Genomic DNA, 22,337 nt, shown 5'->3' on the forward strand with positions numbered 1-22,337 from the left:
GAGGAGCGTTGATGTTTACTACCCTGATTTCCGCCAGCGAACTGCAACAGCTGGGCAACCGCCACACCGTGCTGCTCGACTGCCGTTTCCGCCTTAATGACCCCGATTTCGGCCGTGCCGCCTACGACGAGGGCCACCTGCCCGGCGCGCACTACCTGCACCTGGACTACCACCTATCCGGCACCAAGAACGGCAGCAACGGCCGTCACCCGCTGCCGGAAGGGCAGCGCCTAGCGGTCAGCCTCGGCGCGCTCGGCATCGGCGCCGACAGCCAGGTGGTGGCCTACGACGACGCTGGCGGCATGTACGCTGCCCGTGCCTGGTGGCTGCTGCGCTGGCTGGGCCACGAGGCGGTGGCTGTGCTCGATGGCGGCATCCAAGCGTGGCAGCAGGCCGGCGGCGAGCTGGACACCGGCACGCCGGAACGCGACGCCACCCGTTTCAGCATGGGCACGCCGCAGGAAAGCGTGGTGCTGCTTGACGAGATTGCGGCCAACCTGTGCACGCCGCAGTACCAGCTGGTCGACGCCCGCGCCCCGGACCGCTTTGCCGGCGAGAACGAGATGCTGGACCCGGTCGGCGGCCACATCCCCGGCGCCAAGAACCGCTTCTTCATGCACAACCTCGGCAGCAACGGCCTGTTCAAGCCGGCCGCGCAGCTGCGCAGCGAATGGCTGGCGCTGCTGGACGGCACCCCGGCCGGGCAGGTGATCCTGTCCTGCGGCAGCGGCGTCACCGCTTGCCACAACAAGCTGGCGCTGGAGTACGCCGGCCTCCCCGGCGCGCGGCTGTACGCCGGCTCGTGGAGCGAATGGTGCAGTGATCCGACGCGACCGGTGGCCACTGGCGCCTGAGAAGCGGTTCAATGTCTGCTGCGGCATGATCGAAAATGGGGCGATGCCGCGTTGAAAACGCCTTCGGCATGCTGGTTTATCTCTAGCTCAACGTCGCTCCCCCAGCCGTTTTCGCCTTGTCTCGCGTGAGCGTGCGAGACCTTGAACAGATTCTGAGCACGACAACAAAAATCCCCGCCGCGGCGGGGATTTTCCATGCAAGCTTGGCCGCAAGGCGCGACCGTGCTCAGTCTAGGATCAGCTGCTGGATCAGGCGCTGACCGGCCTTCCAGTCGCCAAGGCGGCTGTTGCTGCCCATGTGGCCGCTGTTGCCGGCGCTGAGCAGCGGCACCTGCCAGCACGCCGCCAACGCTTCCGCCTCCGTCCAGTCGCAGAACAGGTCGTCGTGGCTGGCCACCAGGCGTGCCGGCACCGGCAGCCGCAGTTCGCGCGGCGCGGCAAAGCCGGCAAAGTCGGGCAGCGGCGCCCCCGGCGGCAGTTCGCCACTGGCGGCGGCGCGCTGCGGCGTGATCGGCAGCGCCGGCGGCGCCACCAGCAGCACGCCCTTCACCTTTTTCTGCTCCAGCAGGCTGGCCTGCCCCAGCCACTCCACCGTGGCGTGACAGCCGAGACTGTGCGCGGCGATCACCACCTTGCCGTCGCAGTCCGCCACCGTTGCGGCCAACCTTTGCACCCAGGCGTCGCGCGTCGGGTACAGCCAGTCGTCCTGCTCCACCCGCCGCGCCAGCGGATACAGCACCTCCCAATAGCTTTGCCAGTGACTGGCGCCGGAGTTGCCCCAGCCGGGGACGGTAATCAGGAACACGTCGTCATCGTCCAGCATCACTCACTCCTGTCGTAGTCCACCGTCAACGGTGCGTGGTCGGAGAACTTTTCATCTTTATAGACGCTGGCCGTGCGCGCCTGCGCCATCAGCGACGGCGTCACGATGTGGTAATCGATGCGCCAGCCGACGTCCTTGGCGTAGGCCTGACCGCGGTTGCTCCACCAACTATAGCCCGGCGCGTCCGGATACAGGCGGCGCCACACGTCGCACCAGCCGTCGCCGAGCAGCTGCGTCATCCACGCGCGTTCCTCCGGCAGGAAGCCGGAGTTCTTGACGTTGCCCTTCCAGTTCTTGAGGTCGATCTCGTTATGGGCGATGTTCCAGTCGCCGCAGATCACCACGTCGCGGCCCTGCGCGCGCAGCTGGTCCAGGTGCGGCTTGAACACGTCGAGGAAGCGGAATTTCACGTCCTGGCGCTCGTCGCTGCTGGAGCCGGACGGCAGGTACAGCGAGATCACCGACAGGTTGCCGCTATCAATCTGTAAATAGCGGCCTTCGGCGTCGATCCAGTCCACGCCAAGGCCGATGGTGACCGCGTCCGGCTGCTGGCGTGTATAGATGCCGACGCCGCTGTAGCCCTTCTTGTCGGCGTAATGAAAGTAGCCGGTCATGCCGTCCGGATTCTGCATCCGCGGCGACAGGTCGCCGGCCTGCGCCTTCAGCTCCTGCACGCAGACAAAATCGGCGTGATGCCCGGCCAGCCAGTCAAAAAAACCCTTCTTGTCGGCAGAACGGATGCCGTTAAGGTTGGCGGAAACGATTCGAAGCATGGGGTCTCCCGTGGTATCCTTGCCGGCAATTTTTCAGCCACGTCAAAGTGTTAATCATAAAGAGGTAAATGGGAATGAGCGATTTTCGTCAGGATTTTATTCGTTTTGCGCTGAGCAAGCAGGTATTGCGTTTTGGCGCATTCGTCACCAAAGCCGGACGCACCTCGCCGTACTTCTTCAACGCCGGCCTGTTCAATGATGGCGACAGCGTACTGCAGCTGTCGCGTTTTTATGCAAAATCCATCAGCAGCAGCGGCGTGCAGTTTGACATGATTTTCGGGCCGGCCTACAAGGGCATCATCCTCGCCGCCGCCGCGTCGATGGCGCTGGCGGAACAGGGCCGCAACGTGCCGTTCGCCTACAACCGCAAGGAAGCCAAGGACCACGGCGAGGGCGGTAGCCTGGTCGGCGCACCGCTCAAGGGCAAGGTACTGATCATCGACGACGTGATCTCCGCCGGCACCTCGGTGCGTGAATCGGTGCAACTGATCCGTGCCGCCGGTGCCGAACCAGCCGGCGTCGCCATCGCGCTGGACCGCATGGAACGCGGCACGGGCGAGCTGTCGGCGGTGCAGGAAGTGGCCCGCGACTTCAACCTGCCGGTGGTGGCGATTGCCAACCTGCACGACCTGCTCGGCTTCCTCGAAGGCAGCCCGGAGCTGGCCGACAATCTGGAAGCGGTGCGTGCCTACCGCGCCCAGTACGGCGTCAGCGCCTGACATGGCCCGCCGCGCCATCCTGCTCTGCTGTCTCGTCACCGTGCCGGCCACGGCCGGCGGGCTATACAAGTGGCAGGACCAGCACGGCGCGGTGCACTACAGCGATCACCGGCCGGCGCAGGAACAGGCCGCCGGCGTCAGCCGCCTGAATCCGCAGGGCGTGCTGCTGGAAGCGGGCGAGTCGGCAGCACAGCAGGCGGCCCGCCTCGCCGCCGCTGCACAGCAGAAACAGCAGCAGGCGCTGCGCCGCGAGCAGCAGCGCCAGGAGCGGATGCTGCGCGAGCGCTACGACAGCGTGCGCGACATCGAACGGCAACGCGACGCCGAGCTGCAGCGGCTACAGCCGGGTCTGCTGCAACTGCAACGCCAGCAACAGCACGAACGCCAGCATCTGGCCAGCCTGCAGGCCGAGGCAAACAGGCTGCAGCAGGCCGGCAAGCCGCTGCAGGGGCTGCCCAGCCAGATCGCGGTGCAGCAGCGCCTGCTCGATGGCACCAGCGCCCAGCTGCAATTGCGCAGCGGCGAAATCGACGCGCTGCGCCGGAAGGCGGAACAGGACAGCCAGCGCCTGCGCCAGCTGCTCGGCGCCAGCGCGCACTGAGCCGCCCCAGCGCGGCCAAGCACACCGCGCCGGCTACCTGCGCACGCAGACGCAGACAACGGCAAGGCGGCACCACCCTGGATCAGCGGCGACGCTTACTGCTGCGCCGCTTCCTTCTGCTGCCAGGCGTCCTTCAATACCTGCTGCGCCTGCTGCAGGCCGCTCTCCGCCGCCAGCAGCTGGCTGTCGGCGTGCTGCAGCTGCAGATTGGCCTGCGCCAGCTGCTGCTGCGCCTGCTCCAGCCGCTGTGCGGCCAACCTTTGCTCCGCCTCCGCCTGCTGTTTCTGCCGCCGCGCGCCGTCCAGACGGCTGTCGGCGCTCTGGTACGCCATCTGCGCCGCCAGCAGCTGCTGATCCACCGTCTGCGCCTGCAGCGTGGCCGCCGCCAGCAGCAGCGCCAGTGCCATGGTCTTGCCTTTCATGTTTCGGACTCCTTGAATCGGTTTGCGGCGTGGCTCAATCGTCCGCCGGCAGCGCGCCGCGCGGTACGTCCAGCGCCTGGATGCGCTCGCGCAGATAGCACAGCATCAGCAGCCCCGGCAGCGCCATCACCGTCGAGAACAGGAAGAACACCGGCCAGCCGACACTTTCGGCCAGCACCCCGGACATCGGCCCGACCCACACGCGGCCGATGGCGGAAAACGCCGACAGCAGCGCGAACTGGGTGGCGGTGAATTTCTGGTTGCACAGCGCCATCAGGAAGGCGACAAACGCCGCGGTGCCCATGCCGGCGGTCAGGTTCTCGATGCTGACCGCGAACAGCAGCAGGTTGTCGACGGCGGTGGCCTCGTGCAGCGCCACCAGACCCCAGTCGAACGGCGGCAGCGAGAAGCCGCCCCAGGCGCCCTTGCCCGACACCGCCACCAGCCAGAAGCCGAGGTTGGACAAGAGCTGCAGCACGCCGAACAGCAGCAGCGAGCGGAACAGCCCCAGCTTCATCATCAGCGCACCGCCGGCCAGCGCGCCGACGATGGTCAGCCAGATGCCGATCACCTTGTTGACCACGCCGATCTCGGCCTGGGCAAACCCGACGCCCTTGAGCAGAAAGGTGGTGGTCAGCGCGCCGGCAAAGGCGTCGCCCAGCTTATAGAGGATGATCAGCGCCAGAAAGGCGCCGGCCGCCTCCATGCTGAAATAGTTGCCCAGCGAGCGGTTCAGCGTCTCGAAGCGCGCGCGCCGCGCCGCCCACCACGCCAGCGGGATGGTCACCCCCATGCCGATCAGCAGCGTCAGCAGGTCGACCCATTTTTTCTGGTCCGGATTGACCGCCGGCGCAAGGTTGGCCGCAGCCGGCGCCGCGCTGCCGAACAGCGGCGACAGCACGGCGTCGGCCAGCGGCGCGCCGACGCGGGTGGTGAACTGGTAGCCGATCACCACCGCCAGCAGCACCGCGACAAAGCCTTTCAGGTCGTTGCGCGCATTGCTGTGCGGCGCGATATTGCCGGCCGGCACCGCCGGCACCAGCAGTAGCGACACCAGTGCCGCCACCAGCATCAGCCCCGCCATCAGCAAGTAGATGCCGTTCCAGTTCAGGCCGCTGCCGCTGACCGGATCGGCCCACACCATGGCGATGCCGCCGGACAGGATCATCGCCAGCCGGTAGCCGAACACTCCCAGCGAGGAGCCGAGGCCGCGCTCCTGCGGCGCCAGCACGTCGGTGCGGTAGGCGTCGATCACCACATCCTGCGACGCGGACAGGAAGGACAGCAGCACCGCCAGCAACGCAAACGCCTGAATGCCGTGCGCCGGCGAGGTCTGCGCCATCAGCGCCAGCGTGGCGGCGATGCCCAGCTGCGACAGCACCAGCCAGCCGCGGCGGCGCCCCAGCAGCGGCGGCTCGAAGCGGTCCATCAGCGGCGCCCACAGGAACTTGAAGGTGTACGGTAGCCCGACCAGGCTGAGAAAGCCGATGGTGGCGATGTCGAGGCCGTCCACCGTCAGCCACGCCTGCATCGCGGTGCCGGACAGCGCCAGCGGCAGGCCGCTGGCAAAACCCAGCACCCCGATCATGAGCATGCGCCACGCGCCGCTCTTGCGAAAATCAGCCATCTACTCGTTCCTGTCACTGCAAAATAAAAAGAGCGCGGATCACGCGCCCTGAAATCGCCGGGGCCGGGCCCCGGCCAGCACCGCGTCAGCCGCGGCCGACCCGGTAAAACGCCAGGCTGCCGCGCAGATTGGGCAGGAAGCTCACCCGCCGGCCGTGTGCCATCACCACCCGCTCCAGCACGCGGATGTGGTTCTTGGCGCACAAGTTCTCGAAGTCGCCCAGCATGCACCAGTGGATGTTGGGGGTGTTGTACCACTGGTAGGGCATGTCGTCGGACACCGGCATGTGGCCCTGCATGATCTGCCAGCGGTTCTGCCAGTAGCCGAAGTTGGGGAAGGTGACGATCGCCTCGCGGCCAACCCTGAGCATCTCCAGCAGGATCTGCTCGGTGTGCTGCATCGCCTGAATGGTCTGCGACAGCACCACGTGCTCGAAGCGCTGGTCCTCGAACTCGGCAAGGCCGGCTTCGAGGTCTCCCTGGATGGCATTGACGCCGGCCTTCACGCAGCTGACCACGTTATTGACGTCGAAATCGACGCCGTAGCCGTTGACCTGCTTGTGCTGCTGCAGCCAGGCCAGCAGTTCGCCCTCGCCGCAACCGAGGTCCAGCACGCGGCTGGCCGGGGCCACCCAGTCGGCGATCAGTTGCAGGTCGGGGCGCAATGTTGTCAGTGTCATCATGCGTTCACCTCCTCGGCCACGCGGTCCAGATAGGCCTGCATCAGGTCGACATAGGGTTGGTCAGTCATCAGGAAGGCGTCGTGGCCGTGCACCGACTCGATCTCGCCGTAGCAGACGCGCTTGCCGGCGGCGATCAGCGCCTTCACCGTCTCGCGCGAGCGTTCCGGCGAGAAGCGCCAGTCGCTGGTGAAGCTGGCCACCAGGAAGCTGGCCGTCGCCTTTTTCAGCGCCGCCACCAGGTCGCCGCCGTAGTCCTTGGCCGGGTCGAAGTAGTCCAGCGCCTTGGTCATCAGCAGATAGGTGTTGGCGTCGAAGTAGTCGGAGAACTTGTCGCCCTGATAGCGCAGGTAGCTCTCGATCTCGAACTCGACGTCGTAGCCGAACTGGTATTCGCCGGAGCGCAGCATGCGGCCGAATTTCTCGCCCATGCCGTCATCGGACAGGTAGGTGATGTGGCCCAGCATCCGCGCCAGGCGCAGGCCTCGGCGTGGGATGGTGCCGTGGGCGTAGAAGTCGCCGCCGAGAAAATCGGGATCGGTAATGATCGCCTGTCGCGCCACGTCGTTGAAGGCGATGTTCTGCGCCGACAGCTTGGGCGCCGAGGCGATCACCAGCGCGTGGGCGATGCGATCCGGGTAGTCGATGCTCCACTGCAGCGCCTGCATGCCGCCCAGACTGCCGCCGATCACCGCCGCCCAGCGGTCGATGCCGAGACGGTCGGCGAGGCGTGCCTGCGCGGTGACCCAGTCCGGCACCGTCACCACCGGAAAGCGCGAGCCCCAGGGTTGGCCGCAATCCGGATCGATGCTGGACGGGCCGCTGCTGCCGTGGCAGCCGCCAAGGTTGTTGACCCCAACCACGAAAAAACGGTTGGTGTCGATCGGCTTGCCGGGGCCGACCATGTTGTCCCACCAGCCGGCGGCCTTGTCGTCTGCGCTGTAGCGGCCAGCGACGTGGTGATGGCCGGACAGCGCGTGGCAGATCAGAATGCCATTGCTGCGCGCGGCATTCAGCGTGCCGTAGGTTTCAAAAGTCAGGCGATACGACGCCAGCACATGGCCGCTGTTGAGCGGCAGCGGCGTGGAAAAATCCGCATGCTGTGGCGTCACGATGCCGACGGATGACGAAAGATTGGACATAACTGCCTCTTGTAATCGGCGGCGGGGGCAGGAATGGCGGCCTTTTCGGCTCTGCCCGTCCCCGTTCAAGGCTGCTCCTGAGCAAGGAGAGAGCTTAGCTTGCCGACGCACGCTTGCACAGGCCTGCCAACGCCGCCAATAATCATTCCCTGCAAATTTTCGCGGTTTTTCGCCATGATCGGTCGCCTGTTCCGGCTTGCCCTGCTGTTTGTCACCGCTTTCCTGCTGATCCGCTGGCTGTTCAACCGCGAACAGCGCCAGACCGGCCGCGATTTCATCCACACCCTCGCCATCGCGCTGCTGGCCAGCTCGTTGCTGTTCCTGCTGCTGAATCTGGCCGGCATCCGGCTGTAGTCGACAGCCTTGATCCCGCTCACTCCGCATCGGCGGCCAAGGCGCTAGACTGCCGGCTTTTCTGCCGACGAGCCCTGGCTGCGCATGGACCTGACCCGCCACCTTCATACCTTCGGCCACTACCTGAAAACCCGTTTCGGGGAAAAGGTGCACAAGCTGTCGCTGGCCGGCGACTTCACCTGCCCCAACCGCGACGGCACGCTGGACCGCGGCGGCTGCACCTTCTGCAACGTGAAAAGCTTCGGCCGCGAGGGCGCCGCGCTGTCCATCGCCGAGCAGATCGCGCGCGAGAAGCACAAGACCGACCGCGCCCGCCGTTATCTGGCCTACTTCCAGGCCTATACCAGCACCTACGCCGAGGTGGCCACGCTCAAGGCGCTGTACGACGAGGCGGCGAGCCAGCGCGACGTCGTCGGCCTCTGCGTCGGCACCCGCCCCGACTGCGTGCCGGATGCCGCGCTCGACCTGCTCGCCGACTACCAGCAGCGCGGCTACGAAGTCTGGCTGGAGCTGGGCCTGCAAACCGCCCACGACGCCACCCAGGCGCTGATCCGGCGCGGCCACGGCCTCGCCGACTACCGCGACGCGGTGCAGCGCGCGCATCGGCGCGGACTGAAGGTCTGCACCCACCTGATCGCCGGCCTGCCCGGCGAAGACGACCGCCACGTGCGGCAGACGCTGGCCACGGTGCTGGACATCGGCGTGGAAGGGCTCAAGCTGCACCCGCTGATGATCGTGCGCGGCAGCCGCATGGCGGCCCAGTACCGCCGCGGCGAGATCGCCCCGCTGACGCAGGAGCACTACGCCGCGCTGGCGGCCGAGCTGATCCGCCACACCCCGCCCGAGGTGGTCTACCATCGCGTGTCCGCCACCGCGCAGGCACCGACGCTGATCGCGCCGGACTGGTGCGGCCCGCGCTGGCCGGCACTGCAGGCGATCGCCGCCGCGCTGGCCGCCAGCGGGCCGCAAGGCAGCGCGCTCGGCCGCCCGTGGCTGGCGGGGTAAGCCGCGGCGCGCAACTGTTTTTGCCGGCAGCTGTCAGATCAGGCGGAATGCTGCGACTAAGACACGTTGCCCCCGCGAGATCACTGCCATGCTCATCAAGACCCTGACCGACCGCCTGTCCGCCGACATCACCCCGCAGGAGGTCTACCTCAACCGCCGCCAGTTCATGGCCGGCAGTGCCGGGCTGCTGCTGCCGGTATCGGCCATCGCCGCGTTACCGGCGACGAAAAGCCCGTTGTCGACCAGCGAGCCGCCGAACAGCCGCAGCGACATCACCAGCTACAACAACTACTACGAGTTCGGCACCGGCAAGGACGAGCCGGCGCTGTACGCCCGGCGGCTGAAGACGCGGCCGTGGACGGTGACGGTGGACGGCGAGGTAACCAAGCCGCGCAGCTTCGACATCGACAGCCTGCTGAAGATGAAGCTGCAGGAACGCATCTACCGCCTGCGCTGCGTCGAGGGCTGGAGCATGGTGATCCCGTGGCTGGGCTTTCCGCTGGCCGAGCTGCTGAAGCAGGTGCAGCCGACCTCGCGCGCCAAGTACGTGGCGTTCGAGACTGCGCTGCGCCCCGGCGAGATGCCGGGCGTGGCGCGGCGGGTGCTGGACTGGCCGTACCGAGAGGGGCTGCGCATCGACGAGGCGATGCACCCGCTGACCATCCTCGCCGTCGGCCTCTACGGCGAGCTGCTGCCGAACCAGAACGGCGCGCCGGTGCGGCTGGTGGTGCCGTGGAAGTACGGTTTCAAGAGCATCAAGTCGATCAGCCGCATCCACCTGCTGGAAAAGCAGCCGCCAACCAGCTGGAACATGGCGGCGCCGAACGAGTACGGCTTCTACTCCAACGTCAACCCGGCGGTGGACCACCCGCGCTGGAGCCAGGCAACCGAGCGCCGCATCGGCGAATTCTTCAAGCGCAAGACGCTGCCGTTCAACGGCTACGGCGAGCAGGTCGCCGGCCTGTACCGCGGCATGGACCTGCGGCGGAACTTCTGACATGGCCGACAGCACCGTAACCCTCGCCAAGCCGCTGGCCCTGCACTGGCAACAGCCCGGCCCGCGCCTGTTCGCCAGCATCAAGGTCAGCCTGTTCCTGGTCTGCCTGCTGCCGCTGGCACAGCTGCTGTGGCACGCGCTGCTCGGCCAGGCGGTCAATCCGATCGAGGACCTGACCCGCGGCCTCGGCACCTGGACGCTGCGCTTCCTGTTGCTCACGCTGTGCGTGTCGCCGCTGCGTGCGCTGGGGGCACCGGGCTGGCTGCTGCGCCTGCGGCGCATGCTGGGGCTGTACGCGTTCTTTTACGTCTGCCTGCACCTGCTGACCTACCTGTGGCTGGACCAATTCTTCGACTGGGCCGCCATCGTGCGCGACATCGTCAAGCGCCCGTTCATCACCGTCGGCATGCTCGCCTTCCTGCTGTTGCTGCCGCTGGCAATCACCTCCACCGATGGCTGGATCCGCCGCCTGAAGCGCAACTGGGGCAAGCTGCACCGCCTGGTCTATGTCATCGCCCCGCTGGGGGTACTGCACTACCTGTGGCTGGTAAAACGCGACATCCAGTCGCCGCTGATCTATGCCGCCATCCTCGCGGTGCTGCTGCTGTGGCGAGTGTGGCGATACTTGCGGCCAACGTTGGCCGCACGGGTAAAATAGTCGGCGTCTTGCACTGGATCCAGCATCATGTCGAAAGAGAAAGCCCCGGTCACCCAGGCCATCCGCCTGCTGCGCCAGCATCAGGTCAGCTACAGCGAACACCTGTACAAGTACGAGGAAAAAGGCGGCACCCGCGTCTCCGCGCGCGAGCTGGGTGTCGACGAGCACTGCGTGATCAAGACCCTGATCATGGAAGACGAGCACAAGAAGCCGCTGGTCGTGCTGATGCACGGCGACCGCGAGGTCGGCACCGGCATGCTGGCCAAGCAGGCCGGCGTCAAGAAGATCAGCCCCTGCGACGCCAAGACTGCCGACAAGCACAGCGGCTACCAGGTCGGCGGCACCAGCCCGTTCGGCACCCGCGCCAGCATGCCGGTGTACATGGAAGCCAGCATTGCCGCGCTGGACAAGATCTACATCAACGGCGGCAAGCGCGGCTTCCTGCTCGGCCTGTCGCCGCAGGAGGTGATCCGCGTGCTGCAGCCGGTGCTGGTGCAGGCGGCGGCCAGCTGAGCGAGCTGTTCCCGCCCTCGCGAGTCAAGATCAGGCCAGGCGGCGTTGGCCAGCAAAGCGCCGTGGCTGGCCATATCAGTACACTTGTTTTCGCCCATGCTCGCGCCGGATCACGCCGGCGCCGCAGCTCGCGGACCGCGCTTTACCCCGCGCGGCTGACGCGACGGCGGTAGGCGCTGCGCAGCAGGAAGCCGGTCAGCAGCAGGCCGCTCATGGTCAGCGCCAGCGACAGCGTCGACGTCCACACCAGCGGTGCGATCACCCCGGCGATCAGACTGGAGAACATGGTCTGGGTGAAGCCCTGCATCGACGACACCGTGCCACGCAGGTGCGGGAACTGGTCCATCAGCACGATGGTGATCGACGGCGCCGACAGCGACATCCCGGTCGAATACAGCGCCAGCGGCGGCACGCTGCTCCACACCGACGGCGGCAACAACCACGCCGACAGCACGTTGAGCGCCGCGGCGCCGAACATCAGGCCGTAGCCCAGCGACACCAGCTGCCGCGCATTGCGCCGCCCGGCCAGCCGCCCGGACAGGAAGGCGCCGAGCATGATGCCGCCCACCGCCGGGCCGAACATCCAGATGAACTGGTCGTGGCCCAGCCCCAGGTGCTGCATCACGAACACCGGCGCCGACGGGATATAGAGGAAGAAGCCGGCGAAGTTGAACGACACCGCCAGCGCCAGCAACTGGAATTCGCGCTTGCGGCCAACCTCCAGATAGTTACGTGCCAGCTGCCGCCAGGCAAACGGCGGGCGCACCTCGCGCGCCAGCGTTTCCGGCAGGCTGCGCCAGCAGGCGGCAAACAGCAGCAGGCCTAGCAGCGCCATGAACACGAAAATCGAGCGCCAGCCGAAACTGCCGAACAGCAGGCCGCCGACCACCGGCGCAATCGCCGGCGACACCGAGAACAGCATCGTCACCTGCGACATCATGCGTTGCGCGTCGTGACCCTGGAAACGGTCGCGGATGATGGCGCGACCGACCACCAGCCCGGCGCCGCCGCACAGCCCCTGCATACCGCGGAACAGCAGCAGCGTCGACAGGTCGTTGGCCATCGCGCAGCCGACCGAGGCGATGGCAAAGCACAGGCACGACACCAGGATTACCGGCCGCCGCCCGACGCTGTCGGAAATGGCGCCATGCCACAGCATCATCAGCGCGTAGCAGAACAGATAGACCGACAGCGCCTGCTGCATCTGCAGCGGCGAGGCGGACAGCGCCACGCCGATATCGGCCATCGCCGGCAGGAAGGTATCGATGGAGAACGGGCCGAGGGTGGCCAGCGCGGCAAGCAGCAGGGCCAGCACCGCGTGGCGCTGGCGGGACGATTCAGGCATAGTCGGCAAAGAACGGGCTAGGAAATATAATCGGCACCGTAGCACGCCACGGCGGCGCTGACGAACAACAGTGTGTTCAAGAACTCCCAAGACATAGCAGAAAGTAGCGATTCATGATCCGTTTTTATCACAACCCGCGCTGCTCGAAATCCAGAGAAGCATTAAAACTGTTACAGGAGCGGGCAGCCCCGCTCGAGATCGTGGAATACCTGAAAACACCGCCCAGCATCGAGGAGCTGCAGCAGCTGTGCCGGGCGCTGGGCGTCAGCCCGCGCCAGATAATGCGCAGCAAGGAGGACGATTACGTCCGCCTGCACCTGGACGACGTGTCGCTGGAAGACAAACACCTGCTACAGGCGATCCACACCCATCCGCAACTGCTGGAGCGCCCGATCGCGCTGCTCGACGACCGTGCCGTGATCGGCCGACCGCCGGAACAGGTACTGTCGCTGCTGTAACGGCGCCGCACCGCGAAACGACAAGGCCAGCAAACGCTGGCCTTGTTGCCTTGCCGCTGCGGCCAACGTTCAGAACAGCAGTTCCTTCACGTTTTCCACCGCGTCGCCCGCCGGCGCCGCTTCCTCGGCCGGCGCCGTCTCGTCCGGCGTCACGTTGCCGCTACCCGGCACCGTGCCGCGGTTGTTGATGCTCAGCTGCGGATTGGTACGCTGGAACTCTTCCATATAGTACTCGTCGTTGCCGCGCAGGGCAGCGCCAGGGCGCACCACGATGCCCGGCGGCGGCGGCAACTCGATGTCCGGCACGCCCTTCAGCGCATTGTTCATATAGTTGATCCAGATCGGCAGCGCCGCGGTGCCGCCGTAGCCGTAACGGCCGAGGCTGCGCGGCTGGTCGAAACCAACCCAGGTCACCGCCACCAGCGACGGGGTGAAGCCGGCAAACCAGGCATCGCGGAAGTTGTTGGTGGTGCCGGTCTTGCCGGAGATGTCGCCGCGCCCCAGCGCGGTGGCGCGGTTGGCGGTACCGTAGCGCACCACGTCCTTCAGCATGTTGCTGACGATGTAGGCATTGCGCGGATCGATCGCCTGCGCCGCGTTGCGCCCCGCCACCGCTGGCTCGGTGCGCGCCAGCAGGCGGCCACCGGCATCCTCGATGCGGTCGATGAAATAGGCGCGGGTGCGGTAGCCGCCGTTAGCGAACACGGCGTAGCCTTCCGCCATCTGCAGCGGCGAGGCCTGGCCGGCGCCCAGCGCCATGGTCAGGTAGGCCGGGATGTTCTTCGACTCGAAGCCGAAGCGCTGCACATACTGCTGGCCGAAGTCGGTGCCGATCGACATCAGGATGCGGATCGATACCAGGTTTTTCGACAGCGCCAGTGCACGGCGCATCGTGATCATGCCGGCATATTTGCCGTCATCGTTCTTCGGATCCCAGCTTTGGCCGCCGATGGTCTGCGGATCGACCGTGATCGGCGCGTCGTTGATCATGGTCGACGGCGTGAAGCCGCGATCGAGCGCGGCGGAGTAGACGAAGGGCTTGAAGGTGGAGCCCGGCTGGCGCATGGCCTGGGTCACGTGGTTGAAGCTGCTGCGGTTGAAGTCGAAGCCGCCGACTAGGGAACGGATCGCGCCATTGGCCGGATCCATCGCCACGAAGGCGCCTTCCACCGTCGGCATCTGTACAATGCTGGCGTGATTGCCCTGCTCCACGATGCGGATCACTGCGCCACGACGGATGCGCTGTACCGGGGTCACCCGTTCCGACAGCGCGCTGCGGGCAAAGGTCAGACCGCGGCCGCGGATCTGCAGCTTGCGTCCGCCGCGCAGATAGGCGGTCACCGCCGACGGCGAGGCCGACAGCACCACGCCCGGCTGCATGTTGCCGCTGTCGCGCACCGCGGCCAGCGTTTCATCCAGGGTTTCCTCCAGATCGGCGTCTTCCACCTTGCTGAGGTCGACAAACGACTCCGGGCCACGGTACGGCTGGCGGCTGTCATAGTCCATCAGCCCGGCTCGCAGCGCGTCAAATGCCCACTGCTGGTGACGACTGTCGATTGTGGTAAAAACGCGAAACCCTTCGGTGTAGGCGCCGTCCTTGTAACGCTCGTACATCGCCTGGCGCACCATTTCCGCCACGTACTGCGCCGGCAGCGAGGTGTCCGGATTGGCAATGGCTAGGCGCAGCGGCTCGCTTCTGGCCGCCTCGTACTGCTCGGCGGTGATGTAGCGCAGCTCATGCATGCGGCGTAAAACATAGGCTTGGCGTAATTTTGCCCGTTCTGGATTGACAACGGGATTGTAGCTGGATGGTGCCTTCGGCAAACCGGCCAGCATCGCCATCTCCGCCACGCTCAGGCTTTGCAGCGGGCGGCCGAAATAGGTTTGCGCCGCGGCGGAGAAGCCGTAGGCACGCTGTCCCAGATAGATTTGATTGAAATAGAGTTCGAGAATCTGGTCTTTCGATAAAGTGTGCTCAATCTTGAATGCGAGCAGCGCTTCATTGAATTTCCGGGTAAAGGTTTTCTCGCTGGACAGGAAGAAGTTTTTGGCCACCTGCATGGTGATCGTGCTTGCACCGGAATGCGTGCGCCCGGATACTATGTTGCCGACTGCGGCACGCATTACGCCAATGTAATCAATGCCGCCATGCTGGTAGAAACGCTCATCTTCCGCCGACAAAACCGCCTGTTTCATCAACTGTGGCACATCACCGATTTTGGTAAAAGAACGCCGTTCCTCGCCAAATTCACCGATTAATACCTTGTCCTGGGTATAGACACGCAACGGGATTTTCGGGCGGTAATCGGTCAGGACATCCAGACTCGGCAGGCGCGGATAGGTCACCAGAATGGCGATCACGGCCAGACCCAGCACCAGGATGGTCAGGCCGGCAATAATGCCGGCGGTCACGGAGAGAATGCGTGGCAACATAAGTGGGTAGTGAAGCTCTTGCCTTTCAGAAGGATGGCGCATTATACCTTTTTCAGATAGCGACGATACGTAACGGCGCCTCAGCCGGTCATCGCAGCCGTGCCGCGGATGACCACCAGCCGATCAATGGCCACAAGACCGGAGGTTGGCCGCGCCCAGTCAGCAATCAAGACAGGCGCGGCTTGAAAACGATGTTTGACAAGAAACCCTCACTGGATGTTTCCAGACTGAAAAAAGCCTTGGCACCGCTGCTGAGCACGACCGAGCACGGTCTGCTCGGCATGGACATCAGCTCCAGTGCCATCAAGCTGGTCGAGCTCAGCAGCGCCGGCCGCGGCCCGCAGCTGGAGCGCTACGTCGTCGAACCGCTACCCAAGGACGCGGTGGTGGAGGGCAATATCCAGAACATGGAAGCCGTTGCCGAGGCCATCCGCCACGCCCGTCGCCATCTCGGCTCTTCCTGCAAGCGGGTGGCCATCGCCCTGCCCACCGCGATGGCGATCTACAAGAAAATCTTGGTGCCGGCAGCCCAGCACCCCGACGACCTGGCCATGCTGGTGGAAACCGAATCCAACCAGTACATCCCGTTCCCGCTGGACGAGGTCAACCTCGACTACCAGGTACTCGGCCCGTCCGCCAACAGCGGCAATGACCTCGACGTGATGATCTGCGCCGCGCGCAAGGAAAAAGTCGAGGAACGCGTGGCGGTAGCCGAAATGGCGGGACTGAAGGTCGATGTGGTCGACATTGATGCTTTTGCCATGCTGACCGCCTTCGAGCAGCTGCAGCAGCAACTACCGGACCAGGGCATCAACCAGACCTTCGCCCTGTTCGACATCGGCGCCACCGCCATCCACTGCTCGGTAATCCGCAACGGCCAGCAGCTGTACTACCGCGAACAGGCCTTCGGCGGCAGCCAGCTCACCCGCGACATCCAGCGCCGCTACGGCTACAGCCACGAAGAGTCGGAGCACGGCAAGCGCACCATGATGCTGCCGGAAGGCTACGAGAACGAGCTGCTGCGCCCGTTCGTCGATTCGCTGGCACAGGAAATCCAGCGCGCGCTGCAGTTTTTCTACACCAGCGTCAGCGTCTCGCAGTACCTGCGTGTCGACTACATCCTGCTCGCCGGCGGCTCCAGCATGCTGGCCGGACTGGACGATGCCGTGCTTGGCCGCACCCAGATCAGCACCATGATCGCCAACCCGTTTACCACCATGACGCACTCCTCGCACGTCGAGCTGAAAAACCTGCTGCTGGATGCGCCATCGTTACTGGTCGCGTGCGGACTGGCCCTGCGGAGATTCGACTGAACCATGATCCGGATCAACCTGCTCCCCCACCGCGAACTGAAAAAGGCGGCCCACCGCAAGCGCTTCCAGAACATGCTGGCCGCGGCGCTCCTCGCCGGACTGGGGCTGTCCTACGCCGGCTATAGCTGGCTGGACAGCACCCTCAGCGAACAGCAGCGCCGCAACCAGCAGCTGGAGCAGGCGATTGCTCAGCTCGACCAGCAGTTGAGCAATATCGAGAACCTGCGACAGCAGCGCATGGCGTTGCTATCGCGCAAGGAGCTGGTTGAACAGCTGCAGAATAGCCGTACCGAAGCCACCCGGATTTTTGACCACTTGATCAAAACCCTGCCGGAAGGGGTATTCATCAAGAGCTTCAAACAGACCGGCACCACCATTGCACTCAGCGGCACCTCCTTGTCCAGCGCCCGCGTTTCGACCCTGATGCGCAACCTGGAGCAGTCCGAGGTGTTCAGTACGCCGATCCTGATCGAGGTCAGCTCCACACTGGTCGACAATGTGCGCGCCAATGACTTCAGCCTCAGTCTCTCCCTCCGCGCACCGGAGACCAGTGCCAGCCAACCCGTGCCGGCCGTACCAAGGGCAACGCCATGACATTGGATGAATTCCGTCAACTCGACCTCAAAAACCTGCCGGATTTACCACTCGGGCCGCAGATCAGCAGTCTGGTCGTCATGATTGCGGCCATCCTGGGGCTGGCCTACTACTTCGTGTTTGCCGACCTGCAGGACCAGATCGAGCGCCAGCAAGCCAAGGAAGTACAGCTGAAGGAAAGCTTCCTCGACAAGAAGCGCCAGGTTGCCAATTTGGCCGCGCTTGAAAACCAGCTGAAAGAAATCGAATCGTCTTTTGGCGCCCTGCTCAAGCAATTGCCGACCAAGGCCGAGATGCCGGCCTTGCTCACCGAAATCAACCAGGCCGGGGTTGGCCGCGGCCTGCTGTTCGAGCTGTTCCGCCCCGGCAGCGAAACCAAGGCGGCGCAAATCGCCACCCTGCCGATCCAGATCCGCCTCAGTGGCAGCTATGGCGAGCTGGCGACCTTCGTCAACGACGTGGCACAGCTGTCACGCATCGTGACCATCGGCGACATTGCCCTGAGCCCGAACGGCAGCGCCAAGGAAGACCGCCTGTTGCTGCAGGCCACCGCCAAAACCTATCGCGCACTGGAGGCCGGCGAACAGGCCGCCAAGGCCGGTAAACCATGATGAAAACAGCCCGTCAACGTATCGTCATCATCCTATCCTGCCTACTGGCGCTGAGCGCCTGCGGCGCCGAGCAGGAAAGCATCGAACAATGGATGCAACACGCCGGCAAGGATCTGCACGGCAAGGTCGAGCCCTTGCCACCGATGCAGCCCTACCAGCCTTACCAGTTTCAAAGCGCCCAGCTGGGTTCACCGTTTGATCCGGCGCGACTGCAGCTGGCACGCAACAAGGTCAAAGGGCTGTTCAACAGCAACCGGCCGCGCGAGGTACTGGAAAACTACGAGCTGAGCCAGCTCAAACTGACCGGCACCCTGCGCTTCAACAAGCAGTATTTCGGGCTGATCCAGACTCCCGACAACGGCATCTACCGCGTGCGGCCCGGCAGTTTTGTCGGCCCCAACTTTGGCATCGTGCGCAAAGTCAGCGAAACCGAAGTGGTACTGGAAGAAACCGTGGAAAACATCAATGGGGAGTGGGTACAACAAGAAAACACGTTGTACCTGCTACAGCAGGAACAAGGGGCAAAACCATGAACAAGCATTACCTGAAAACACTGGCCAGCAGCCTGCTCCTGGCCGGCCTCTCCCCGGCCCTGTTCGCCGCCAATGCCATCACCGCCATCGATCTCGTCAACAACAGCCAAAACGAACCGGTGCTGGCCATCAGTTTTGCCGAAGCGCCGACCACGCCGGCCAGCTTTTCCATCATCAGCCCACCGCGCATCGCCTTCGACTTCAAGGACACCAAGAACCAGACCGGCAAGAACCTGCTGCCATTCAACAGCGAACTACTCAACGCCGCCACCATCGTCGAAAGCAGCGATCGCACACGGCTGGTGCTCAACCTCAACAAGAGCAGCGCGCACAGCACCCGCATTGACGGCAAGCAGTTGCTGGTGAGCTTCAACACCGCCGACAAGCCGCTCGCCGCCGCCGGCAGCCCGATTGCCAACCCCGCTGCGGCCAACCTTGGTACTGCCCGCCAGGTGGCCAATGTCGACTTCCGCCGCGGCAGCAAAGGCGAGGCACGCATCATCGTCGACCTGCCGACCAGCAACAGCCCGGTGGACATCAAGCGCGAAGGTAACAGCCTGATCGTGGACCTGGCCGGCATCAAGTTGCCACGCCACCTCGAGCGACGCCTGGACGTCACCGACTTTGCCACCCCGAGCAGCCGCGTCGATGCCGTCAACCAGAACAGCGGCAGCCGGATTGCCATCCAGTCTGGCGGCACCTGGGAGTACTCCTCCTACCAGACCGAACGCCAGCTGGTGGTCGAGATTCGCGCCGTGTCGCAGGAAGAGGCCGAGGCCAACCTGCTGGCACAGGGCAAGACCAGCTACAAGGGGCAACGCCTGTCGCTCAATTTCCAGACCGTCGATGTGCGCTCGCTGCTGCAAGTCATCGCCGAGTTCACCGGCCTGAACATTATCACCAGCGACAGCGTGACCGGCAGCCTCAGCCTGCGCCTCAATGACGTCCCCTGGGACCAGGCACTGGACCTGATCCTGACCCAGAAAAACCTGGAAAAGCGCCAGGTCGGCAACGTCATCCGCATCGCGCCGCGCAGTGAGCTGGTCAGCATCGAACGCCAGATCGCCGAAGCCAACCGCATCAAGAAAACATCGGAACCGTTCATCACCGAGACCTTCACCATCCGTTATCGTGCCGCCGAAGAAATCAAGGACGCGATCAAGGACTTGGGACGGTTTAGCCAAGTGGCGGAAACCGAAAGGGAAAGCAACAGCAACGAAACCGGCGCCAACTCCCGCTCCGCCACCACCGTCAACAACGCCCTGACGCTGATGGCCGACAGCCGCTCCAACCGCCTGATTGCCCGCGCCGGCGTGTCGATGATCGAGGAAGTCCGCAAGGTCATCGAGATTCTGGACGTGCCGCTACGACAGGTATTGATCGAGGCGCGTATCGTCGAAGCCAAGGACAACTTCCAGCGCGACCTGGGCGTGCGCCTTGGTGTCACCAAAGTCGGCGGTGATACCGCCATCGGCAACTGGAATGGCGAAGAGGGCTCCGGCATGCCCATTCCAGGCACCGGCAGTGTTCTTGGCGCACCCTCGGTATGGAATCCCAACATCGACCTGCCGGCCGGACTTGCCGGCGCCAGCATCGGTGCCATTTTCAAGAACGCCAGCACCCTGATCGGCCTGGAGCTGTCCGCGATGCAGGCCGAGGACAAGGGCAAAGTGGTGTCCAGCCCGCGCATCCTGACCGCGGACCGCACCAAGGCGACCATCACCGAAGGCACCGAGATCCCCTACCAGTCCATCGACGACAACGGCAAGTCGACCACCACCTTCAAGAAAGCCAACCTGAGCTTGTCGGTGACGCCGCAGGTGACGCCGGAAGACGACATCATCATGGAACTCAACATCACCAAGGACACGCCGAATACCAAACTGTCGCTTGATGCCGGCCCGGCCATCGACAACAAGACCGTCGATACCCAGGTGCGCGTCGAAAATGGCGGCACCGTCGTGATTGGCGGCATTTATGTGCAGGAAGAAAATAATGTCGAAAACAAAGTGCCGTTGCTGGCCGATATCCCTTTGCTTGGCGTCCTGTTCCGCAACAAATCCGTCACCAACAACCGCCGCGAACTGCTGATTTTCATCACGCCGCGGATTGTCGAAAACGAACTGATTGCCCGCTAAGGGCAGGCGACAGCGTGCCAACACTTCCTTTACAATGCTGGGCATGAAACTGGCAGGCAATATCTTTCTGGTCGGCTTGATGGGTGCCGGCAAAACCACGGTTGGCCGCACCCTTGCCCGCCACACCGGCAAACAATTTTTCGACTCGGATCACGAAATCGAAAAACGCACCGGTGTTCGCATCACCACCATCTTCGACATCGAGGGTGAGCAGCGCTTTCGCGAGCGAGAGCGCGACACCATTGCCGAGCTGTGCGCGATGGACAACATCGTGCTGGCCACCGGTGGCGGCGCCATTCTGGCGCCGGAAAACCGGCAGGCACTGCGCAGCCATGGCACCGTGATCTATCTGCGCGCCCAGATCGACGACATTCTGGCCCGCACCCTGCATGACAAGAGCCGCCCGCTGCTGCAGACCGGCAACCCGCGCGCCAAGCTGGAAGAGCTGTTTGCCCAGCGCGATCCGCTGTATCGCGAAGTGGCTGACCTGACCATCGACACCTCCCATCAAAACGTTAACGTGCTGATTGCCCGCCTGGAACAGCAGTTGGCCGAGATTCTGACCTGCCAAAAGTCCAACTGACCATGAAAACGCTCGATCTTGTTCTTCCCGATACCCGTTACCCCATTCACATCGGTCAGCAGTTACTCGGCAAGGTCGAGCTGATTACCCCCCACCTCAAGCAACCCCGCGTGGCCATCGTCACCAACACCACGGTAGCGGCGCTGTATCTTGAGCCTCTGCTGCGCAGCCTGGAGCAGGCCGGCATCAGCTGTCTGCCGGTGGTACTGCCGGACGGGGAGGACTTCAAGACCTGGGACACCCTGAACCAGATTTTTGACGCGCTGCTGTCGCACCGCTGCGAGCGCAGCACCACGCTGATCGCACTGGGGGGTGGCGTTATTGGCGACATGACCGGTTTTGCCGCCGCCTGTTACCAGCGCGGCGTACCCTTCATCCAGATTCCGACCACCCTGCTGGCACAGGTCGACTCTTCCGTCGGCGGCAAGACCGCGATCAATCATCCGCAAGGCAAGAACATGATAGGCGCGTTCTACCAGCCGCAAGCGGTGATTGCCGACATGGACTTGCTTGACACGCTGCCGGAGCGTGAACTGTCGGCGGGCCTGGCCGAGATCATCAAATACGGTCTGTTGGGCGACGAGCAGTTTCTGGGCTGGCTGGAGCAGAACATGCCCGCGCTGCGCAAGCGCAACAAGCAGGCGCTGGCCTACGCGGTGGAGTACTCCTGCAAAATGAAGGCCGACATCGTGGCGCAGGACGAGAAGGAACAGGGCATGCGCGCCCTGCTCAATCTTGGCCACACCTTTGGCCACGCCATCGAGGCCGGCCTCGGTTTTGGCACCTGGCTGCACGGCGAAGCCGTCGGCGCCGGCATGCTGCTGGCAGCCGAAGCGTCACGACAACTGGGCTGGCTGGATCAGACGCAGGTCACACGGGTGGAGACGATCCTGCAGCAGGCCGGCTTGCCGACACTCGCACCGGCACTGGGCACGGCACGCTGGATCGAGCTGATGGGTCATGACAAAAAAGTGGAAGGTGGCGAGATCCGTTTCGTACTGCTGCAGACGCTGGGTCATGCTGTTGTCGCAAAGCTGCCTGCCGCAATCCTGGAGCAGACCCTGAACAGCCGTTTTGTCGGCAGCGCCCCGTAAATACCACTACGCATTTCTACGAATTGTCGCGGCCGGTAGCGCACTGCAAAATGGTTGCTCCAACGAGG

General features: G+C 64.4%; 24 protein-coding genes. 16 read left to right on the forward strand and 8 right to left on the reverse strand.

The annotated features are described in order from the left end of the window. Positions 1 to 11: 11 nt before the first annotated feature. A complete protein-coding gene (locus PQU89_RS14625; protein ID WP_272766458.1) occupies positions 12 to 854 on the forward strand; it encodes a sulfurtransferase in 843 nt (280 codons plus the stop codon). Between the two features lie 226 nt (positions 855 to 1,080). Here the strand turns inward: PQU89_RS14625 and PQU89_RS14630 are convergent, their stop codons facing one another. Both PQU89_RS14630 and PQU89_RS14635 read right to left on the reverse strand, forming a co-directional pair. Next, a complete protein-coding gene (locus tag PQU89_RS14630) occupies positions 1,081 to 1,677 on the reverse strand; it encodes an RBBP9/YdeN family alpha/beta hydrolase (protein ID WP_272766459.1) in 597 nt (198 codons plus the stop codon). Further along, positions 1,677 to 2,450, reverse strand: coding sequence for an exodeoxyribonuclease III (locus PQU89_RS14635; RefSeq protein ID WP_272766460.1), 774 nt, complete (start codon positions 2,448 to 2,450; stop codon positions 1,677 to 1,679). Before PQU89_RS14635 ends, PQU89_RS14630 begins: the two co-directional genes overlap by 1 nt. Before the next feature lie 74 nt (positions 2,451 to 2,524). On the opposite strand from PQU89_RS14635, the gene pyrE reads away from it, so the two are divergent. Together pyrE and PQU89_RS14645 are read left to right on the forward strand one after the other, a co-directional pair. After that, complete coding sequence (gene pyrE, locus PQU89_RS14640; RefSeq protein ID WP_272757948.1) at positions 2,525 to 3,169, forward strand: orotate phosphoribosyltransferase; 645 nt, start codon at positions 2,525 to 2,527, stop codon at positions 3,167 to 3,169. Between the two features lies 1 nt (position 3,170). Next, positions 3,171 to 3,770 carry a DUF4124 domain-containing protein gene (locus tag PQU89_RS14645; RefSeq protein WP_272766461.1) on the forward strand — a complete coding sequence of 200 codons (600 nt, stop codon included), beginning with the start codon at positions 3,171 to 3,173 and terminating at the stop codon, positions 3,768 to 3,770. A 95-nt stretch (positions 3,771 to 3,865) separates the two neighbouring features. On the opposite strand, the gene PQU89_RS14650 is transcribed toward PQU89_RS14645, so the two are convergent. From PQU89_RS14650 to metX, 4 genes are all read right to left on the reverse strand, one after another. Further along, on the reverse strand, positions 3,866 to 4,192 hold the full coding sequence (locus PQU89_RS14650; protein WP_047967933.1) for a hypothetical protein: 327 nt from the start codon (positions 4,190 to 4,192) through the stop codon (positions 3,866 to 3,868). A gap of 34 nt (positions 4,193 to 4,226) precedes the next feature. After that, entirely contained in the window at positions 4,227 to 5,819 is a 1,593-nt protein-coding gene (locus PQU89_RS14655) for an AmpG family muropeptide MFS transporter (RefSeq protein ID WP_272766462.1), read from the reverse strand. A gap of 85 nt (positions 5,820 to 5,904) precedes the next feature. Further along, positions 5,905 to 6,501 (reverse strand): methionine biosynthesis protein MetW, encoded by a 597-nt coding sequence (gene metW / locus PQU89_RS14660; RefSeq protein ID WP_272766463.1) that lies wholly within the window; start codon positions 6,499 to 6,501, stop codon positions 5,905 to 5,907. Beyond that, entirely contained in the window at positions 6,498 to 7,640 is a 1,143-nt protein-coding gene (metX, locus tag PQU89_RS14665) for a homoserine O-succinyltransferase MetX (RefSeq protein ID WP_189374884.1), read from the reverse strand. The genes metW and metX overlap by 4 nt, the downstream gene beginning before the upstream one ends. Before the next feature lie 174 nt (positions 7,641 to 7,814). On the opposite strand from metX, the gene PQU89_RS14670 reads away from it, so the two are divergent. From PQU89_RS14670 to ybaK, 5 genes are all read left to right on the forward strand, one after another. Next, on the forward strand, positions 7,815 to 7,994 hold the full coding sequence (locus tag PQU89_RS14670; protein ID WP_272766464.1) for a protein MIGRI: 180 nt from the start codon (positions 7,815 to 7,817) through the stop codon (positions 7,992 to 7,994). Between the two features lie 84 nt (positions 7,995 to 8,078). Then, positions 8,079 to 8,999, forward strand: coding sequence for a tRNA modification radical SAM protein MnmL/YtqA (gene mnmL, locus PQU89_RS14675; protein ID WP_272766465.1), 921 nt, complete (start codon positions 8,079 to 8,081; stop codon positions 8,997 to 8,999). A gap of 88 nt (positions 9,000 to 9,087) precedes the next feature. Next, positions 9,088 to 9,996 (forward strand): protein-methionine-sulfoxide reductase catalytic subunit MsrP, encoded by a 909-nt coding sequence (gene msrP, locus PQU89_RS14680; protein ID WP_272766466.1) that lies wholly within the window; start codon positions 9,088 to 9,090, stop codon positions 9,994 to 9,996. A gap of 1 nt (position 9,997) precedes the next feature. Further along, positions 9,998 to 10,654, forward strand: a complete 657-nt coding sequence (gene msrQ, locus PQU89_RS14685; RefSeq protein WP_272766467.1) for a protein-methionine-sulfoxide reductase heme-binding subunit MsrQ — start codon at positions 9,998 to 10,000, stop codon at positions 10,652 to 10,654. 27 nt (positions 10,655 to 10,681) lie between these two features. Further along, a complete protein-coding gene (gene ybaK / locus PQU89_RS14690; RefSeq protein ID WP_272766468.1) occupies positions 10,682 to 11,167 on the forward strand; it encodes a Cys-tRNA(Pro) deacylase in 486 nt (161 codons plus the stop codon). A gap of 142 nt (positions 11,168 to 11,309) precedes the next feature. On the opposite strand, the gene PQU89_RS14695 is transcribed toward ybaK, so the two are convergent. Next, positions 11,310 to 12,512, reverse strand: coding sequence for a multidrug effflux MFS transporter (locus PQU89_RS14695; protein ID WP_272766469.1), 1,203 nt, complete (start codon positions 12,510 to 12,512; stop codon positions 11,310 to 11,312). A gap of 113 nt (positions 12,513 to 12,625) precedes the next feature. Between PQU89_RS14695 and arsC the strand changes: the two genes are divergently transcribed. Next, entirely contained in the window at positions 12,626 to 12,970 is a 345-nt protein-coding gene (gene arsC / locus PQU89_RS14700; RefSeq protein ID WP_272766470.1) for an arsenate reductase (glutaredoxin), read from the forward strand. Between the two features lie 69 nt (positions 12,971 to 13,039). Here arsC and PQU89_RS14705 read toward each other — a convergent pair whose 3' ends face one another. Continuing rightward, the gene (locus tag PQU89_RS14705) at positions 13,040 to 15,382 is read right to left on the reverse strand and encodes a penicillin-binding protein 1A (RefSeq protein ID WP_272766471.1); all 2,343 of its coding nucleotides are present in this window, start codon (positions 15,380 to 15,382) and stop codon (positions 13,040 to 13,042) included. A gap of 212 nt (positions 15,383 to 15,594) precedes the next feature. Here PQU89_RS14705 and PQU89_RS14710 point away from each other — a divergent pair, with 212 nt between their 5' ends. From PQU89_RS14710 to aroB, 7 genes are read left to right on the forward strand one after another with little or no spacing between them, the layout of a single operon-like run. Further along, a complete protein-coding gene (locus PQU89_RS14710) occupies positions 15,595 to 16,716 on the forward strand; it encodes a pilus assembly protein PilM (RefSeq protein WP_272766492.1) in 1,122 nt (373 codons plus the stop codon). A 3-nt stretch (positions 16,717 to 16,719) separates the two neighbouring features. Beyond that, entirely contained in the window at positions 16,720 to 17,310 is a 591-nt protein-coding gene (locus PQU89_RS14715; protein WP_272766472.1) for a PilN domain-containing protein, read from the forward strand. Beyond that, complete coding sequence (locus PQU89_RS14720) at positions 17,307 to 17,921, forward strand: type IV pilus inner membrane component PilO (protein ID WP_272766473.1); 615 nt, start codon at positions 17,307 to 17,309, stop codon at positions 17,919 to 17,921. Before PQU89_RS14715 ends, PQU89_RS14720 begins: the two co-directional genes overlap by 4 nt. Continuing rightward, positions 17,918 to 18,454, forward strand: coding sequence for a pilus assembly protein PilP (locus PQU89_RS14725; protein ID WP_272766474.1), 537 nt, complete (start codon positions 17,918 to 17,920; stop codon positions 18,452 to 18,454). Before PQU89_RS14720 ends, PQU89_RS14725 begins: the two co-directional genes overlap by 4 nt. Continuing rightward, positions 18,451 to 20,592, forward strand: a complete 2,142-nt coding sequence (locus PQU89_RS14730; protein WP_272766475.1) for a type IV pilus secretin PilQ — start codon at positions 18,451 to 18,453, stop codon at positions 20,590 to 20,592. The genes PQU89_RS14725 and PQU89_RS14730 overlap by 4 nt, the downstream gene beginning before the upstream one ends. A gap of 34 nt (positions 20,593 to 20,626) precedes the next feature. After that, on the forward strand, positions 20,627 to 21,175 hold the full coding sequence (gene aroK, locus PQU89_RS14735; protein WP_272766476.1) for a shikimate kinase AroK: 549 nt from the start codon (positions 20,627 to 20,629) through the stop codon (positions 21,173 to 21,175). 2 nt (positions 21,176 to 21,177) lie between these two features. Further along, on the forward strand, positions 21,178 to 22,269 hold the full coding sequence (gene aroB, locus PQU89_RS14740) for a 3-dehydroquinate synthase (protein WP_272766477.1): 1,092 nt from the start codon (positions 21,178 to 21,180) through the stop codon (positions 22,267 to 22,269). The last annotated feature ends 68 nt before the right edge of the window (positions 22,270 to 22,337 follow it).

It is taken from the genome of Vogesella indigofera (genome assembly GCF_028548395.1).
Taxonomy (GTDB): Bacteria; Pseudomonadota; Gammaproteobacteria; order Burkholderiales; family Chromobacteriaceae; genus Vogesella; species Vogesella indigofera_A.